This window comes from Halorubrum sp. Atlit-26R (assembly GCF_003666015.1).
In the GTDB taxonomy this organism is placed as follows: Archaea; Halobacteriota; Halobacteria; order Halobacteriales; family Haloferacaceae; genus Halorubrum.
Genome location: NZ_QPLT01000001.1, coordinates 464,604 through 480,181 on the forward strand (window position 1 = coordinate 464,604; position 15,578 = coordinate 480,181).

The 15,578-nt window shown below is 71.8% G+C and carries 15 protein-coding genes; 9 read left to right on the plus strand and 6 right to left on the minus strand.

What is annotated here, in order from left to right:
• Positions 1–27 precede the first annotated feature (27 nt).
• A complete protein-coding gene (locus DVK07_RS02230; RefSeq protein WP_121595517.1) occupies positions 28–1,080 on the plus strand; it encodes a sodium:calcium antiporter in 1,053 nt (350 codons plus the stop codon).
• 720 nt (positions 1,081–1,800) lie between these two features.
• Here DVK07_RS02230 and DVK07_RS02240 read toward each other — a convergent pair.
• Positions 1,801–2,748, minus strand: coding sequence for a VOC family protein (locus DVK07_RS02240; RefSeq protein WP_121595518.1), 948 nt, complete (start codon positions 2,746–2,748; stop codon positions 1,801–1,803).
• Positions 2,749–2,881: 133 nt separating this feature from the next.
• Here DVK07_RS02240 and DVK07_RS02245 point away from each other — a divergent pair, with 133 nt between their 5' ends.
• From DVK07_RS02245 to DVK07_RS02260, 4 genes are all read left to right on the plus strand, one after another.
• Positions 2,882–3,301, plus strand: a complete 420-nt coding sequence (locus tag DVK07_RS02245) for a cobalamin B12-binding domain-containing protein (RefSeq protein ID WP_121595519.1) — start codon at positions 2,882–2,884, stop codon at positions 3,299–3,301.
• The gene (meaB, locus tag DVK07_RS02250) at positions 3,302–4,513 is read left to right on the plus strand and encodes a methylmalonyl Co-A mutase-associated GTPase MeaB (protein WP_121595520.1); all 1,212 of its coding nucleotides are present in this window, start codon (positions 3,302–3,304) and stop codon (positions 4,511–4,513) included. It abuts the gene before it with no gap.
• 84 nt (positions 4,514–4,597) lie between these two features.
• Positions 4,598–5,548: an alpha/beta fold hydrolase gene (locus DVK07_RS02255; protein WP_121595521.1), complete on the plus strand. Its 951-nt coding sequence runs from the start codon at positions 4,598–4,600 to the stop codon at positions 5,546–5,548.
• Positions 5,549–5,653: 105 nt separating this feature from the next.
• Positions 5,654–6,418 (plus strand): response regulator, encoded by a 765-nt coding sequence (locus DVK07_RS02260; protein WP_121595522.1) that lies wholly within the window; start codon positions 5,654–5,656, stop codon positions 6,416–6,418.
• 30 nt (positions 6,419–6,448) lie between these two features.
• Here DVK07_RS02260 and DVK07_RS02265 read toward each other — a convergent pair whose 3' ends face one another.
• Positions 6,449–6,967: a DUF4442 domain-containing protein gene (locus DVK07_RS02265; protein WP_121595523.1), complete on the minus strand. Its 519-nt coding sequence runs from the start codon at positions 6,965–6,967 to the stop codon at positions 6,449–6,451.
• Positions 6,968–7,633: 666 nt separating this feature from the next.
• Here DVK07_RS02265 and DVK07_RS02270 point away from each other — a divergent pair.
• Positions 7,634–8,668 carry a TIGR00269 family protein gene (locus DVK07_RS02270; RefSeq protein WP_121595524.1) on the plus strand — a complete coding sequence of 345 codons (1,035 nt, stop codon included), beginning with the start codon at positions 7,634–7,636 and terminating at the stop codon, positions 8,666–8,668.
• A gap of 46 nt (positions 8,669–8,714) precedes the next feature.
• On the opposite strand, the gene DVK07_RS02275 is transcribed toward DVK07_RS02270, so the two are convergent.
• The 4 genes from DVK07_RS02275 to DVK07_RS02290 form a co-directional block, all read right to left on the minus strand.
• Positions 8,715–9,713, minus strand: coding sequence for a hypothetical protein (locus tag DVK07_RS02275; protein WP_121595525.1), 999 nt, complete (start codon positions 9,711–9,713; stop codon positions 8,715–8,717).
• Positions 9,710–10,819 carry a glycosyltransferase family 4 protein gene (locus DVK07_RS02280; protein ID WP_121595526.1) on the minus strand — a complete coding sequence of 370 codons (1,110 nt, stop codon included), beginning with the start codon at positions 10,817–10,819 and terminating at the stop codon, positions 9,710–9,712. Before DVK07_RS02280 ends, DVK07_RS02275 begins: the two co-directional genes overlap by 4 nt.
• Positions 10,816–11,193, minus strand: a complete 378-nt coding sequence (locus tag DVK07_RS02285; protein WP_121595527.1) for a 6-carboxytetrahydropterin synthase — start codon at positions 11,191–11,193, stop codon at positions 10,816–10,818. Before DVK07_RS02285 ends, DVK07_RS02280 begins: the two co-directional genes overlap by 4 nt.
• A 102-nt stretch (positions 11,194–11,295) precedes the next feature.
• A complete protein-coding gene (locus DVK07_RS02290) occupies positions 11,296–12,171 on the minus strand; it encodes a hypothetical protein (RefSeq protein ID WP_121595583.1) in 876 nt (291 codons plus the stop codon).
• A 130-nt stretch (positions 12,172–12,301) separates the two neighbouring features.
• On the opposite strand from DVK07_RS02290, the gene DVK07_RS02295 reads away from it, so the two are divergent.
• The 3 genes from DVK07_RS02295 to DVK07_RS02305 all read left to right on the plus strand — a co-directional run bounded on the left by DVK07_RS02295 (position 12,302) and on the right by DVK07_RS02305 (position 15,575).
• The gene (locus tag DVK07_RS02295) at positions 12,302–14,281 is read left to right on the plus strand and encodes an aldo/keto reductase (protein ID WP_121595528.1); all 1,980 of its coding nucleotides are present in this window, start codon (positions 12,302–12,304) and stop codon (positions 14,279–14,281) included.
• A 62-nt stretch (positions 14,282–14,343) separates the two neighbouring features.
• The gene (locus DVK07_RS02300; RefSeq protein ID WP_121595529.1) at positions 14,344–14,730 is read left to right on the plus strand and encodes a hypothetical protein; all 387 of its coding nucleotides are present in this window, start codon (positions 14,344–14,346) and stop codon (positions 14,728–14,730) included.
• Between the two features lie 74 nt (positions 14,731–14,804).
• Complete coding sequence (locus DVK07_RS02305) at positions 14,805–15,575, plus strand: CDP-alcohol phosphatidyltransferase family protein (RefSeq protein ID WP_121595530.1); 771 nt, start codon at positions 14,805–14,807, stop codon at positions 15,573–15,575.
• Positions 15,576–15,578: the final 3 nt, after the last annotated feature.

The window sequence follows — 15,578 nt, forward strand, 5'->3', positions numbered from 1 at the left end:
AATCGACTCCGGGCCCACTGACCGAACGTGACCGTACTGCAGGAGCTCGTCGGAGACCAGTCGCTCGCCGTTTGGATCGCCTTGGGCGCGATCGGGTTCCTGCTGACCTGGAAGGGCGCGAACGTCATCGAGTCGACGACCTCGAAGATCAGCGACCACTTCGGGGTCTCGCAGGCGATTCAGGGCGGACTCATCGTCGCGGCCGCGACGTCGTTCCCCGAACTCGCGATTATCCTCATCTCGGTGCTCGTGCTCGGCGACTTCGGCGTCGGCGCGGGGGCGCTCATCGGGACGGCGGTGTTCAACATACTCGTCATCCCGGCGGCCGTCTCCATCACGAGCGGCGACACGACGACGACGCAGGGGATCGTCTACCGCGACGCCATCTTCTACATGGTCGCCGTTCTCGCCCTCTTCGGCGTGATCGCCTTGGGCGTCCTCGGGACCGACGGGCGGGAGATCGCGCGGATCACCCCGCAGATGGGCGTCGGCCTGGTGGTGTTGTACGGCGTGTACGTCATTCTCCTCGCCGGCGGGAAAAGCGGCGCTTCGGACCTCAAGCGGGCCGAATCGACGAACATCCCCAAACAGGCCGGACTGTTCGCGGTCGGGCTGGTCGTCGTGCTCGTCGGCGTCGAGTCGATGGTCACCATGACGGTACAGATCGCAGACGCGCTCGACGCGCCGTCGTTCCTCATCTCCGTGACGGTGTTGTCGGCGCTGAGCTCCTTCCCTGACCTGCTCGTCGGCGTGAAGATGGGCAAGGCCGGCGACAAGCGCGCCGCGGTCGCCAACGTCTTCGGAACGAACACGTTCAACCTCGTCGCCGCGCTCCCGATCGGCGTCATCCTCGCCGGCGGCGTCTCGATCGGCTTCCTCACCTCCGTGCCGCTCCTGTTGTTCCTGTTTTACACGACCCTCGTCGTGGTGGTGATGGCCGCGACGGACTTCGAGATCACCACCGAGGAGGGGTACGTCTTCCTCGCGATGTACGTCGCCTTCCTCGGCTGGATGACGGCCGAGGCGTTCGGGATCACCACGTTCCTGACCGAGTCGACGCTCCGGACGATCGTCGGGTGACGACTGACACAGCGGTTGCTCGGTTCGCGACATCCGACAGCGCTCGAGTACGCACTTATAAATGGTTAAACCTGGAGCAACAGCCGCTACCTCCGAACGCTCGAGTTCTCAATTTATAAGTGATTGACCGCGGATCGACCGTGGAGACTTCCAAACTCCCAGCGACTCGTTTATAAATGGTTGCTTGCGGATCGACGGCGAACACCGCTAAAGCCCCAGCCGTATACTTATAAATCGACACTGGCAGATCGACGACGAACACCTCCAAAGCCCCAGCCGCTCGCTTATAAATGAGTGCTGACAGATCAGCAGACAACACCGCCAAAGCCCCAGCCGCGAGTACTCGCGCGGCTTGCTGCGGTCCTCAGTCGCTCGCTTCGCTCGCTCTTTGTGGTCCTTGCATCGCCGTGCTTCGTCCTCGCGGCAGCGTGGCGCGACGCGCCACGGGCAACCGGCGGCTTCGCCGCCGGTGACTGCCCCTTTGAGTCCCACCCCGCACAGCACCACCGGAAGACGGTCCTGCTCGCTCGCTTTGCTCGCTGCGCGGGCTGCGACTTCCGTGCTCCCGCTCGCTCCCGCTGGTCGCTCGCGGGAACGCAACCTCACGCCCCCCCAGCCTCGTCAGTCGCCTCCGCTTCGCTCCGGCGACTGACTCCCTCGCACGCGCTGTCTCGCGGCCGCCTTCGGCGGCCGCTCGCAGGCGCGCGCCACCGCATTCCTTTATAAAGACTGAGTTTCCGCTGCCCGAACCCGGACCTCGATCCCGTCGGCGTCGGTGACGGCGAACCCGTCCGCTCGCTCCGCGACAGCGAACTCGACGTCGCTCTCGCCCGCGACCGCGTCGAGTCGCGTCCGAGCCGCTTCCAGCGCGGCCGCGTCGGGAACGACGACCTCGAACCACGCGAGCCCTTGCCCCGCGGCCGGGGTCGTCCGCCCCCGCCACGTGTTCGCGCCGAGGTGGTGGTGGTAGCCGCCGGCCGCGACGAACTGCACGTCCGGGCCGCTCATCCCGACCTCGAAGCCGAGACCGTCGACGTACACGGCCTCGAACGCCGACAGCGAGGTCACTTCGAGGTGGACGTGGCCGACGTCGGTGTCGGCGGGGGCGCGGTCGACGACTGCGGCGGAGTCAGCGCCGCCTTCCTTGCCCTCGCCGGCCGCCGCCGCGGCGACCCCCTCGACGTCGAGCGGATCGGTCGCCATCCGCACCGTGCCGTCGTCGTCGACGGGCCACTCCTCGCGGGGGCGGTCGCGGTATATCTCCACGCCGTTCCCCTCGGGGTCGTCGAGGTATAACGCCTCGCTGACGAGGTGGTCGGAGGCGCCGTCGAGCCGCCACCGCTCCCGGACGCGCCCCAGCGCCTCGCCGAGCGCGGCCCGCGAGGGGACCCGGAACGCGGTGTGAAAGAGCCCGGCCTCGCTTCGGGCCCGGGCCGGGCGGTCGGCGTCGCGCTCCAACACGAGCAGGGGCGTCCCGTCGACCCCGAGCGTCGCGCGCTCGGGGTCGCGGTCGAGGACGACGAGGCCGACCACGTCCCGGTAGAACGCGGTCGTCTCGTCCAAGTCTGCGACCCGGAGCGCGGCGCGGCCGATACGCGTCTCGGCCGGGAGCGAGCTCTCGGGGGTTCCCGGAGCGCCGGCCGCAGAATCGTCGTCGCTGTCGGTCATCGGGCGGACTACGGTCGCTCGCGCGTTCAACGCGTCGGTCGCGGAAGCCGAACCGAGCGACCGACCCGGCCGGCCGCCCGAACCTTCCCCATCTTCCGTTAGAATCAAACCCGCACGCGACACAGAAGGGTGTATGAGCGCCGAACAGCAGGAGCGGGCCGTCCGGTGTCTGGTCGCGAAGGTCGGACTCGACGGCCACGACCGGGGCGCACACGTGATCGCGCGGGCGTTCCGCGACGCCGGCTTCGAGGTCGTCTACTCCGGCCTCCACCGGGCGCCGGAGGACATCGTCCAGGCGGCGGTCCAGGAGGACGTCGACGTGCTCGGCATCTCGATCCTCTCGGGCGCGCACAACACGCTCGTCCCGAAGGTGATCGAGGGGCTGAAGGAGTACGACGCGTTCGACGACACCCTCGTCCTCGTCGGCGGGATCATCCCGGACGAGGACGAGGCCGACCTGAAGGAGCTGGGCGTCGCCGAGGTGTTCGGCCCCGGGACGCCGATGGAGGAGACGATCGAGTTCATCCGGAACAACGTCCCGGAGCGCGCGTAGATGGCCGGGCCGGACGCACCCGCGTTCGCGGACGCGCCGACGCTCACCGACGACGACGCGGCGCTCGTCGAGGACCTCCTCTCGGGGAGCCACCGCGCGCTCGCCCGCGTCATCACCAAGATCGAGAACCGGACGCCCGGCTACCGCGCGATCGTCTCCGCGCTCCACGAGCACACCGGCGGCGCGGACGTGATCGGGATCACGGGCTCGCCCGGCGCCGGGAAATCGACGCTCGTCGACAAGCTCGCCGCCGCCTACCGCGACCGCGGCGACACGGTCGGCGTGATCGCGGTCGACCCATCCTCGCCGTACACCGGCGGGGCGGTCCTCGGCGACCGGATCCGGATGGGGTCGAACGTCGGCGACATGGACGTGTTCTTCCGGTCGATGAGCGCGCGCGGGCAGCTCGGCGGTCTCTCGACCGCGACCGCGGACGCCGTGAAGGCGCTCGACGCCTTCGGGAAGGACGTCGTGGTCCTAGAGACCGTCGGCGCCGGGCAGAACGAGGTGGACGTGGTCCGCACCGCCGACACGGTCGCGGTGCTCGTCCAGCCCGGCTCCGGCGACGACGTCCAGACGCTGAAGGCCGGCATCTTGGAGATCGGCGACGTCTTCGTCGTCAACAAGGCAGACATGGACGGCGCACAGCGGACCGTCGCGGAGTTAGAGGAGATGGTCCACCGCCGCGAGGGCGGGACCACGGGCCGCGGCGCCGGCCATCACGGCGCGGCCTCGATGGCCTCGACCGGCGGGGGCGGCTCCGCAACGGGCCACCACGACGGCGGCAACCACGGCGACGGCCACCACGACGGCGATCGCGCGAGCGGTTCCGGGCACGGCGACTCCGACGCGCACGCGGGCGACTCCGACGACTCGTGGACGCCGGACGTGTTAGAGACCGTCGCGAACAGCGGCGATGGGGTCGCGGCGCTGATCGAGGCGTTCGACGCGCACGCGGCGCACCTCCGGGAGTCCGGCGAGATCGAGACGACCGAGCGGCGCCGGTACGCCGAGGAGATCCGCACGCTCGTGCGGGCCGACGTAGGGGCGCTCGCGACCGCCGAGATCGAGCGACACGGCGGGATCGACCGCCTCGCGGAGCGGGTCCGGGACCGAGAGACGGACCCGTACGCGGTCGCGGAGGCGATCGTCGGCCCGATAGCCGACTGCGTCGACGAGGAGCGCGCCGACGACGACGAGCGCGACGACTGACGGTCGGGCCTGTTCGCGGTCGCGCGGACCGCGGCCGCGACCGCGTCCCACGGGTATAAGTCGCCAGCGAACCAACAGGTTTCCATGAAGCTCAGAAACCTCCTCGGCGGTGCCGTCCTCGGCACCGGCGCGCTCGCCGCGATCAACACCGGCCTCCGGTACGAGGGCGAGTTGGAGTCCCCGCTCGACGGCGACGACCGCACCTTCCGCTGGCGCGGGATGGACGTCGCCTACACCGAGGCGGGCGACCCGGACGACCCCGACCTCCTCCTGCTCCACGGGATCAACGCCGCCGGCTCCTCCGGGGAGTGGCGCGCGGTGTTCGATGACCTGGCCGCCGACTACCACGTCGTCGCGCCCGACTTCCCGGGGTACGGCCGCTCGGACCGGCCGCCGCTCCGCTACTCCGCCGCGCTGTACGAGGACTTCGTCCACGACTTCCTCGCCGAGTTCGACGAGCCGGCCGTCGTCGCCTCCTCGCTGTCGGCCGCGTACGCGCTCGCGGCGGTCGACGGCGGCGCGGAGGGCGGCGTCGAACTGAGCGGGTTCGTCGCCGTCTGTCCGACGGCGACCGCGGGGCCGAGTCCGGCGAAGGGGTGGCTGCGGGAGCTGTTCCGCGCGCCGCTGGTCGGACGGGCGCTGTTCAACGGCATCACGTCGAAGCCGGCGATCCGGTACTTCAACGCCGACCACGGCTACGACGACCCCGCGAACCCGAGCGCGGAGTGGACCGACTACGAGTGGCGCACGACCCACGTCGAGAACGCGCGCTTCGCGCCCGCCTCGTTCATCTCGGGGACGCTCAACAGCGATATCGACCTCGCCGCCGCGCTCGGCGACCTCGACGTGCCCCCGACGATCGTCTGGGGCCGCGAGGCGACCGTGAGCCCGCTCACGGACGGCCGCGAGCTCGCGGACGCAGCGGACGCGCGCCTCGTCGTCTTCGACCGCGCGCGGCTGCTCCCCCACGTCGAACACCCCGAGCGGTTCGTCGAGACGGTCGAGGAGGCGCTCGTCGCGGCCGCGGCGGCGTAGCTCGGCTGGCCCGTCGGCCGACGCTCTTCGGTCGCCGTCGCCCCCGGTTCTCAGCGCTGAGCATCGGGCGAACACGAATAAGTGCGTCCTCCGCCGAAGACGCGTATGACGAACGAGACGTTTCGCGTGCTGTGCGTCGACGACGAGCCCGGACTCGCGCGGCTCGTCGCGACCCACCTCGAACGCGACGCCGACCTCGACTGCGAGACCGCGGTCGAGACCCGCCCCGACGACGCGCTCCGCCGGATCGAGCGCGAGTCGTTCGACTGCGTCGTCAGCGACTACGACATGCCCCGCCTGACCGGCGTGGAACTGCTCTCGGCCGCCCGCGAGGTCGACCCGGACCTCCCGTTCCTCCTGTTTTCCGCGACCGGCCCGGCCGACATCGCGGCCGAGATGGTCCGCGCCGGCGTCAGCGACTACGTCTCGAAGCGGGGCGGCGCGGACGGCTACACGGCGCTGTTGCGGCGCGTCAAGCGGACCGCAGCCGGCGAGAACGGGCGCTTCGGGGCTCGGGACGCCGACGACCTGACCGAGGCGGACGTGGCGCTCGACGGGGTCTGTACCGTGGCGCCCGACGGGACCTTCGAGTTCGTCGGCGAGGAGTACGGCGCGTTGTACGGCTACGCCCCCGAGGAGTTAGAGGGAGAGCCGTGGCAGCGGCTCCATCCCGAGACCGAGGTCGAACACATCGAGACGAACGTCATCCCGGCCGTGACCGACGGTGAGCGGTGGACGGGGGCGAGCACGGGGCTCCGGGCGGACGGCAGCCGGTTCGCCGAGTCGAAGATGGTGAGCGCGACGGCGGACGACCGGCTGGTCATCTCGGTGTCGCCGCTCGACGCGGTACGGCCGGTCGCCGACGACTGAGCGGGCGCGAACCGCAGAACCCCGCCCGCCTCACCCGTCCCGGCGCACGTACAGCGTCTTCTCGCAGGCCGCGTGGACTTCCCCCTCGTCGTCGACCAGCGAGACGAGGTACTCGCGGTCGGTCGATTCCCCCGGCTCGAGCGTCTCGCGGATCGCCTCGGTCTCGGCGGTCGGCACCTCGAACTCGGCGTACAGCGTGTCGCGGCCGGGTTCGATGAACTCCAGCGCGGCCGACTTGTCCCACACCGTGAACGCGTCGCCGAGGATCCGCCGCAGCATCATCATGTACACCGGATCGATCGCGGCGTAGATGCTGCCGCCGAAGATCGTCCCGACCGCGTTGCGGGTGCGCCAGTTCAGCGGCAGTCGAATTCGAATATAGCGCCAGTCGGCCGCGATGTGGTCGACGCGCGCGCCCGTGCCCCGGTACGCGGGGAGGAGGTTGAACCCGAGCCGCCAGAGCCGCGTTCGGCGGCTCTCCGCCGGCGGGTCCTCGCGCAGGGGTCGCGGGTCGGGGTCGCGGTCGACCCCGGTCGGGGAATCGCTCACGGCGATCCGCGACGGGCCGGCGACAAACCGGTGTCGGAACCGGCGACAACCGACCGGGGGTTGTCGCTCTCGAACGCTCGTTTATATTAACCTCGTGGCGCGTGCCTGTGAGCGCCCGAAGGGCGCGAACAGCACCGCGCGAGGGAGTCGGTGGTCCGGAGCGAAGCGGAGGACCGCCGACGAGGCTGGGGAGGCGTGAGGCTGCGGTCGCGGAGCGGGGCGGGACTCAAAGGGGCAGCCGCGAGGACGAAGCACGGCGATGCAAGGACCACAAAGAGCGAGCGAAGCGAGCGACTGAGGACCGCAGCGAGCCGCGCGAGTCCTCGCGGCTGGGGCTTTGGCGGTGTTGTCTGCCGATCTGTCAGCACTCATTTATACGCGATCGGCTGGGGCTTCGGAGGTGTTGTCTGCCGATCTACCAGTAATTATTTATAAATGAGCGGCTGGAGCTTTGGAGGCGTTTTCAGCTGATCTGCCGGGAGGCATTTATAAGCGATCGGCTGTGGCTTCGACCGCGTTTGCCGTCGCTCCGCCAGCGACTATTTATTTATAAATGGCCGTCGCCTCGGGAGCGTTCGAATCGATGTCGCTTCCGCCCACCTCCGATACTCCCCTCACGTAGCCGGCCCGAAACGGGTATCCCCGCGCGACCGCAACCCGACACCGATGGAGTGCGACAAGTGCGGGAGCGACGCGATCCACCACGCCGCCTACTCCGGTGCGCACCTCTGCGGCCACCACCTCCGGGAGTCGGTCGAGAAGCGCGTGAAGCGTCGGATCCGCGAGGACGGCCTCCTCGACCCGGACGCGACGCCCGACGACCCGGACCGCTGGGTGATCGGGCTCTCCGGCGGGAAAGACAGCGTCGCCCTGACGCGGATCTTAGACGACGTGTTCGGGAAGGACCCCCGCGTCGAGATGCTCGCCTTGACGATCCACGAGGGGATCGAGGGGTACCGCGACGCCAGCGTCGACGCCTGCGTCGAGCTGGCCGACGAGCTCTCCCTGCGCCACGAGCTGGTCTCCTACGAGGAGGAGTTCGACGTGCGGATGGACGACGTCGTCGAGGACGACCCCGAGGACATGGCGGCCTGCGCGTACTGCGGCGTGTTCCGCCGCGACCTCCTCGAGAAGTACGCCGCCGAGTTCGACGCCGACAAGCTGCTCACCGGCCACAACCTCGACGACGAGGCGCAGACGGCCATGATGAACTTCCTCGAAGGCGACGTGCGGCAGGTCGCGAAACACTTCGACGCCTCGCTCGGCCCGTTCGACGAGCGCGAGGCCACCGACGCGTTCGTCCCGCGCGCCAAGCCGCTCCGCGACGTGCCCGAAAAGGAGATCGCCCTGTACTGCCACGTCCGCGACCTCCCGACCCACATGGCCGAGTGCCCGCACGCCGAGGAGGCGTACCGCGGCGAGATCCAGTCGACGATCCACGAGTTAGAGGAGAACCACCCCGGCGCGCGCCACTCGATCATGGCCGGCTACGAGGAGCTCTCCGCGCTCGCGGCCGAGGCGTACCGCGGGGGCGACGGGGAGGGCGCCGGCGGCGACGAGGGGGACGCCGGCGACGAGGGGGACGCCGGCGACGAGGGCGACGACTCCGGCCTCCGCGAGTGCGAGCGCTGCGGCTCGCAGACGAGCCGCGACGTCTGTCGGAAGTGCCGGCTGCTGGAGTCGATCGAGGCGGCGACGTGACCGGGGCGCCGTTCACGCGCCGCCGTCGACGCGGCCGAGTCGCCGTTCACGCGTCGCCCTCGACGCGGCCGATGAGGTCGAGCTGGTGGGTGAGGTAAACGAGTTCCCCGTCGTCGACCTGCTGCCGGCGAATTTCGAGCCACGCGTCGAGGTCGGCGGCCGAGACGGACGCGGTCTCGTCCCCGCCGGCGATCACCTCGCCGACCGCCGCCTCCACGGTGTCGAGAATGTGTCGGAGGAAGAACGCCTCGTCGCCCGGATAGCCGGCCTCGCCGTCGGCGGGACGTGCGATCCAGTCGGAGCCGGCGGCCCCGAGGAGCGTCGAGCCGTCCGCTTCGCGCAGGCGCACGAGCGCGGCGCCGCCGGCGCGGCTGTTCCCGCCCGGCTTCTCGTCCATGTGTCGGTGGTATAGCGTCTCTATCGCCCGGTCGTCGGGATGTGCCGGACGAAACCGGGTCCCGCCGTCGAAGGTGATCGGGAAGTAGTAGGTCCCGCCGGGCGCCAGCGCGTCGAGCAGCGGATCGAGCCGGTCGAGCCCGAGCACGTCCAGTAGCGCCATCCCGATCAGCGCGTCGGACTCGCCCGCGTGCGCCGCTGCGTACGCGGGCGCGTCGGCGGCGACGGGCTCGACCGCCACGACGCGCTCATCCGTCTCGACGACGAGCGCGTAGTCGCCGCTGCCGCCATCGTCGACGGACGTCGGTGCGTCTCGTTCCGCCGCCCACTCCCGGAGGAAGGGACCCAGCCCGGCGAGCGCGTCCGGGTCGCGGTCGACCGCGACGTACCGCGTCTCCCCGGGCGGGAGCACCTCCCAGTCGATCAGCCGGGCGACCATCGTCCCGACACCGGCGCCGACCTCCAAGACGCGCAGAGGGCCGTCGCGCGCCGCCGCGCGGTCCGCGAGCCGCTCTCGGAGGATCCCGACGAGCCGCCGGTCGAGCGCTCGGTCGTCGACGGTGCGCTTCGCTAAGAGGTAGCGTCGGAAGGCGGCGTCGTCGGCGGCGAGGGCGTCGCCGTCCGCGGGACCGCCGTCGGTCCCCGTCACGTCGTCACCTCCGGCTCGGCCGCGTCGACGGCGTCGGGCGCGTCGGCGACGTCGGCGAGGAGCCGACGGACGCGGGCCGTCGTCTCCCCCCAGTCCGGGTGGCGCTCGTACCGCCGCCTCGCGGCGCGACCCATCCGGGCGAGCCTGTCTGGGTCGGCCGCGAACCCGTCGAGCGCGCGGGCGACGGCTGCCGGGTCGTCCGGGTCGACGAGGACGCCCGTCTCGCCGTCGGCGACCGTCTCGCTCGCGCCGCCCGCCCGCGAGGCGATCGCCGGCAGGCCGAAGCTCATTCCCTCTAAGTAGACGATTCCGAACCCCTCGTACCGGGAGGGGACGGCGAGGACGTGGCTCTCGCGGAGCGCGTCGGCCAGCTCGGCGTCCGACAGCCGGCCGGCGAAGCGCACGCGGTCGCCGAGCCCCCGCTCCCGGACCAGTCGCCGCACGTCGGCGACGTGGGACTCGTCGACCGCCCGACCGACGACCGTGAGGTCGACGTGGGCGTCGGCGCGGGCGACCCCCTCGACGAGCGTGTCGAGCCCCTTCCGCGGCTCGACGTTGCCGACGAACGCGACGCGGAGCGGATCGGGGTCGGGACTGCCGAGCGACGCGGCCCGCGCCCCGATCGCGTCGTCGTCGATCGCGGGGTCGAACCGATCGCCGGCGGGCGGGGCGACGACGGTCGCTTCGGGGTCGACGCCGAGGGCGGCGACGGCGTCGCGGGTCGCCGCGCTGTTGCAGACGACGCCGTCGACGGTCGCGAGGTAGCGGCGCTCGACGGCGCGGTACAGCGGCGAGAGGCGGCGCGGCTCGCTCGCGCGCAGGTGGTGGACGACGCTCACGACCGGGTACGGCAGGTCGCGGTTGGCGCGGAAAAGCGAGGGGTGCGCGAGCTCGTCTTGGAGCATCACGTCGACGTCGACGCGGAGGCGGTCGCGGACCTCCGAGAGCGCGTTGTCCAGCAGCCCGCGCGGGTACGCCCGCCACGGGAGCTCGACGACCTCGACGGCGTCGCCGGCCGCGCGGAGCCCCTCGACGAGCTTCCGGTCGTAGCGGAACCCGCCCGACCGCTCGTCGAGGCCGCCGTACAGCGCGAGCCCGACGTTCATACCGGCGCGTCGTAGGTCGCGGCGGCCGCGTCGTCCTCCCAGACCGTCACGGCCAGCTCGCTCACGGCGTCGTCGGTCACCGCGTCGGTCACGCGCTCGAAGACGACGCGGGCGAACCGCTCGACGCTGGGGTTGTACCCCTCGAACTCGGGCAGGTCGTTGAGCAGCTCGTCGCGGTAGCGGTCCGCGAGGTCGCCGAGCGCCGCCTCGGCGTCGTCGATGTCGACGAGGTAGTCGTGCTCGTTCAGCTCGGGGCCGCGGAAGGTCAGCTCCACCTCGAAGTGGTGGGAGTGCGGGACGCTCTCCGACCCCTCGTCGACGACCGTGAGGTAGTGCTGGGCCACGAAGTCCGTCAGCACCGTCGTCGCGTACATGAACCGATCCACGGGCGCGAGCAACCTAAAGCCGGAGGGCGGCGGAAGGACGCTCGACGCGTCGGGTCATTTATATGGAGCGGCGAGCGGCGGCGACGCCGTTTATAAGTAGCCGAGCGCGCGAAGCCGGTCCCGGTCCGTCTCGCCCTCGGCGCCGTGGACCCGCGACACCGGTAGCGGCTCGGGCGGCGTCAGGGTCGGCTCGCGCGTCTCCTCGTCCGCGCCGTCGATCGTCGCCCACGGGACCGCGAGCAGCGCGGGGACGGGCGCGTGCATCGGGTGGCCGTACAACCCCCACTCGCCGAAGAGATTGCCGTGGTCGGCGGTGACCGCGATCCGCCCGTCGACGTTCGCCGCGAGGGACTCGACCTCGCCGAGGACGTGTCGGAGGTTCGCCTCGTACGCCGTCCAGACGCGCTCGACCGAGACCTCGCCGCGCCGGAGCAGCACCCACGGATTCCCCGCGTTGCTGTGGCTCCCGGTCCGCGCCAGCCCGTCGTCGCCGTCGAGGGGGTCCGGGACGAACGGGTGGTGCGGCTGCATGTAGTGGACGACGAGCCGGTCGGGGTCGCGCTCGCGGGCGAGCCCGATCGCCCGGTCGGTCACGGCCGCGGCCGGCACGGTTCCCGCCTCGTCGTCCCACGCGTACTTCCACACCTCATCGAGCGCAGCGAACGCGCCCGCGTCGAGGTAGCGGTCGGTCCACGTGTTGCCGGTGACCATGGCCGTCCGCGCCGTCTCGGGGCGGTCGACGAAGGTGTTCTCCAGCCACTCCGAGGAGGAGCTCCCGACCGACCGAACCGTCTCGACACCGCCGAGGAACTCGAAGTCGGACGCGACCGACCGAAGCAGGTCGGCCCGACAGGCGTCGAGGACGACGAGGACGTCCCACTCGCGGTCGAAGGCGTTCGTCCCGTAGTCGAGCCGCCGACCGATCGCCTGTAACCCCCGCAGGTAGGCGGTCCCGAGGCGGCCCATGCCCGGCTCCGTCACGCTCGCGAGTTCGGCGCGAGGCGACTAAACCGCTCCGGCGGGAGCGCCACCGTCGCCCCCGGCGACGCCCCGCCGCCGTCGGGACACCTATACGTCTCGCCGCCTCGGTACGACCGTGAACTGCCTGTTCGTCGGCGCGGGAGCGATCGCGCCGGAGTACGCCGCCGGCCTGTCCGAGAGCTCGCTGTCGCTGGCCGGCGTCGTCGACCTCGACGCCGACCGCGCCGCCGCCCTCGCCGCGGACCACGGCTGCCCGTCGTTCACCGACCTCGAGACCGCGCTGGAGCGCGTCGACGCGCCGCTCGTGGTGAACCTGACGAGCCACGCGGCCCACGCGCCGGTGACGCGGACCGCGCTCGAAGCGGACCGCCACGTCTACTCGCAGAAGCCGCTCGCGCTCGACGCCGACGAGGCGCGCGCGCTGGTTTCGCTCGCCCGCGACCGCGGACTCGCGCTCGGCTGCGCGCCCGGGACGCCGCGGGCGCCCTCGCAGCGCCGCGCGGGCCGACTCCTCGCCGACGGCCGACTCGGGCCGGTTGGGCTGGGGTACGCCCACGCCCACGTCGGTCGCGTGACCGACTGGCACGACCGGCCCGACTCCTTCCTCGAGATCGGGCCGCTGTACGACGGGGCGGTGTACCCGCTCGCGCTGTTGGTGACGTGGTTCGGCCCGGTCGAACGCGTCCGCGTCGCCGACGCGCTCGACGTGTGGCCCGAGCGCGAGGAGCGCCGACCGTCGACGCCGAGCCACGTCGAGGCGACGCTCGCGTTCGCGGCGGGGCCGACCGTCAGGCTCACCGCCAGCTTCTACGCGCCCCACCGGAGCCGGGAGTTCTACGGGCTGGAGCTCCACGGCGACGACGGCTCGCTGTACCTGAAGGGGACCGGCGCGATGGGTTCCGGCCGCGATCACGTCCGGTTCGGCCGCGTCGGGCGGGAGTACGTGAGCGCGCCGCCAGATTCGCCGACCGAACCGTACGAGTACGTCGACGCCGTCGAGCCCCTCGCCGCGTCGGTCGAGGCCGGGTCGCCGTCGCGGGCCGGCGGACGACGGGGCGCCCACGTCGTCGCCGTCTGTAACGCGATCGAGGCCGCCGCCGAGGGGGACGGCCCGGTCGCGGTCGACGACTGCGGCGCGACCGCCGACCCGCCGCCGGCGCCGGTGGTGCGGCCGGAGAAGCAGATTGGAGGGGAGACCGGGGCGGGCGCCGCCGCGCTCCGACTCCCCGCCGTCGGCTTCGGCTGCTCGCGCTACCGCGACGGGGAGTACGTCGAGCGCGCCGACTCGATCGCGACCGCGCTCGACGCCGGCTACCGCCTCCTCGACTCCGCCGAGCTGTACGGAAACGAACACCGGATCGGGGAGCTGCTCGCCGCGCCGGGCGCGCCCGACCGCGAGCGCGTGTTCCTCCTCGGGAAGGCGTGGCGCACGAACCACCGCCGCGAGCACCTGCTCGCCGCCTGCGCGGGCAGCCGCGAGGAGCTCGGGATCGACGCGTTCGACTGCTATGCGCTGCACTGGCCCTCGGCGCTCGAACACCGGGGCGAGCTTCGCCGCCTCGCCGAGAAGCCGGTCGAGCGGCAGGAGTCGCTCACCTTCCCCGAGGACGCCGACGGCGAGCCCGCGACCGACGACGTGTCGCTCGCGACCGCGTGGGAGAACTTAGAGGCCGTTCACGACAGGGGGTGGGCGCGGACGCTCGGGGTCTGTAACGTCTCGCGGGCGGGGTTGGAGACGGTCCTGGAGGCGGGGGCGGTCGACCCGGCGCTCGTGCAGGTGGAGCGACACCCCTACCGCCCCCGGAACGATCTGGTCGAGTTCTGCCGCGAGCGCGGGATCCGAGTGGTCGCGCACTCGCCGCTGTCGGCGCCCGGCCTCCTCGACGAGCCCGTCCTGAACGCGATCGGGACGGAGCGGGGGCTCTCGCCGGCCGAGGTCGTGATCGCGTGGAACGCCTCGCAGGGGGTCGTCCCGATCCCGTCGAGCACCGCCGAGTCGCACGTCGTCTCGAACCTGGCGGCCGGGAGCGAGCGGCTGACCGACGACGAGATCGCGCGAATCGACGCCCTTCGAGACCCCGACTTCGAGCGGTGAGGCGGTCGGTGCCGATCGGGCACCGGCGGTATTTCTTTGTGAGTGAAGCCCGTCTGTGTGATATGGCAACGACCGAATCGCGGGGGCCGGCGATAGACGTCGGGTCGCTGAGCGGCCTCCACTGGGTAGGCATCGCCGCCGCGCTGATCACCGCCGCCGTCCACATCCGCCTCGGCGTCGGGGGGCTCCCGCTGCCGCTTCGGGTCAGCTTCCTTCTCGCCGGATTCGGCTTCCTCGGAGCGGTCGTGCTGGTGTTGCTCGACTACCGCCGCCGGGCGGTGTACGCCGTCGGGATCCCCTTCACGCTCGTCCAGATCGTCCTGTGGTACGTCTTCAACTTCGCGGGCGGGGGGAAGTCGTTCCCGGCCGACGTGGGAACGCTCGGCGCCGTCGACAAGATCGCACAGGTTGTGTTGATCGCCGTGCTGGTCGCCCTGCTCCGCCGATAGCCGTGTCGACTCGGAAGCGCCGACCGCGGTGCGGGCGCGCCGCCGGGGTCGCCGACACCGGAGGTGACGGGTAGATGGCCGGCGTACGGCAGCGGCGCTCCCTCCGCGTCGGGGTCGGCGTCGGGCTCCCGCTCGTCGCCGCGGTCGCGCTCGCCGCGCTCCTGTTCCGGCTGTTCCCGATGGACGCGACCGGCCGGTGGGGGCTCTCTCCCGCCGTCGTCGCGGGCGGCTGCTGGGCCGGACAGCTCTGGTACGTCGGCTACCGGCTCGACCCGGAGCGGCTGGCCGGGCCGTTCTGGCGGCGGCTGTTCGGGCTGGCGAACGGGGTCACGCTCGTCCGGGGAGCGCTGTACGCCGTCGTCGCCGGGTTCGCGGTCGTCCCGCCGGGGACGTCGCTCGCGTGGGTGCCGGCGCTGTGTTACGGGACCGGCGTCGCGCTCGACAACCTCGACGGGACCCTCGCCCGGACGGTGGGCCGGGAGACCGAGATCGGCCGCCGGCTCGACATGGCGTTCGACACCTTCGGGTTCGTCGCCGCGCCGCTGGTGGCGGTGCTGTGGGGGCTGCTGCCGGTCTGGTACCTCTCGATCTCCGCCGCGCGCTACGTCTTCCGCGGCGCCGTGTGGCTGCGCCGCGTCCGCGGGCTCCCCGTCGGCGACCTCCCCGACAGCGACCTCGGGAAGTACCTCGCGGGCGTCCAGATGGTGTTCGTGACGGTCGCGCTCGTCCCGCCGGTCCCGACCGGACTCGTGCGGACCGTCGCGCCCGTCGTCCTCCTCCCGTCGCTCGCGGTGTTTACGCGCGACTACCTCTTCGTCAGCGGGCACCTCTCCGAGCGCCGGTGACCG

What these genes read in the sequence shown, in the direction of transcription:
- DVK07_RS02260 (WP_121595522.1), top strand. Translation starts at nt 5,654, where the DNA reads ATGACGAACGAGACGTTTCGCGTGCTGTGCGTCGACGACGAGCCCGGA.
- DVK07_RS02245 (WP_121595519.1), top strand. Translation starts at nt 2,882, where the DNA reads ATGAGCGCCGAACAGCAGGAGCGGGCCGTCCGGTGTCTGGTCGCGAAG.
- meaB (WP_121595520.1), top strand. Translation starts at nt 3,302, where the DNA reads ATGGCCGGGCCGGACGCACCCGCGTTCGCGGACGCGCCGACGCTCACC.
- DVK07_RS02255 (WP_121595521.1), top strand. Translation starts at nt 4,598, where the DNA reads ATGAAGCTCAGAAACCTCCTCGGCGGTGCCGTCCTCGGCACCGGCGCG.
- DVK07_RS02240 (WP_121595518.1), bottom strand. Translation starts at nt 2,748, where the DNA reads ATGACCGACAGCGACGACGATTCTGCGGCCGGCGCTCCGGGAACCCCC.
- DVK07_RS02300 (WP_121595529.1), top strand. Translation starts at nt 14,344, where the DNA reads ATGGCAACGACCGAATCGCGGGGGCCGGCGATAGACGTCGGGTCGCTG.
- DVK07_RS02305 (WP_121595530.1), top strand. Translation starts at nt 14,805, where the DNA reads ATGGCCGGCGTACGGCAGCGGCGCTCCCTCCGCGTCGGGGTCGGCGTC.
- DVK07_RS02285 (WP_121595527.1), bottom strand. Translation starts at nt 11,193, where the DNA reads ATGTACGCGACGACGGTGCTGACGGACTTCGTGGCCCAGCACTACCTC.
- DVK07_RS02280 (WP_121595526.1), bottom strand. Translation starts at nt 10,819, where the DNA reads ATGAACGTCGGGCTCGCGCTGTACGGCGGCCTCGACGAGCGGTCGGGC.
- DVK07_RS02290 (WP_121595583.1), bottom strand. Translation starts at nt 12,171, where the DNA reads ATGGGCCGCCTCGGGACCGCCTACCTGCGGGGGTTACAGGCGATCGGT.
- DVK07_RS02270 (WP_121595524.1), top strand. Translation starts at nt 7,634, where the DNA reads ATGGAGTGCGACAAGTGCGGGAGCGACGCGATCCACCACGCCGCCTAC.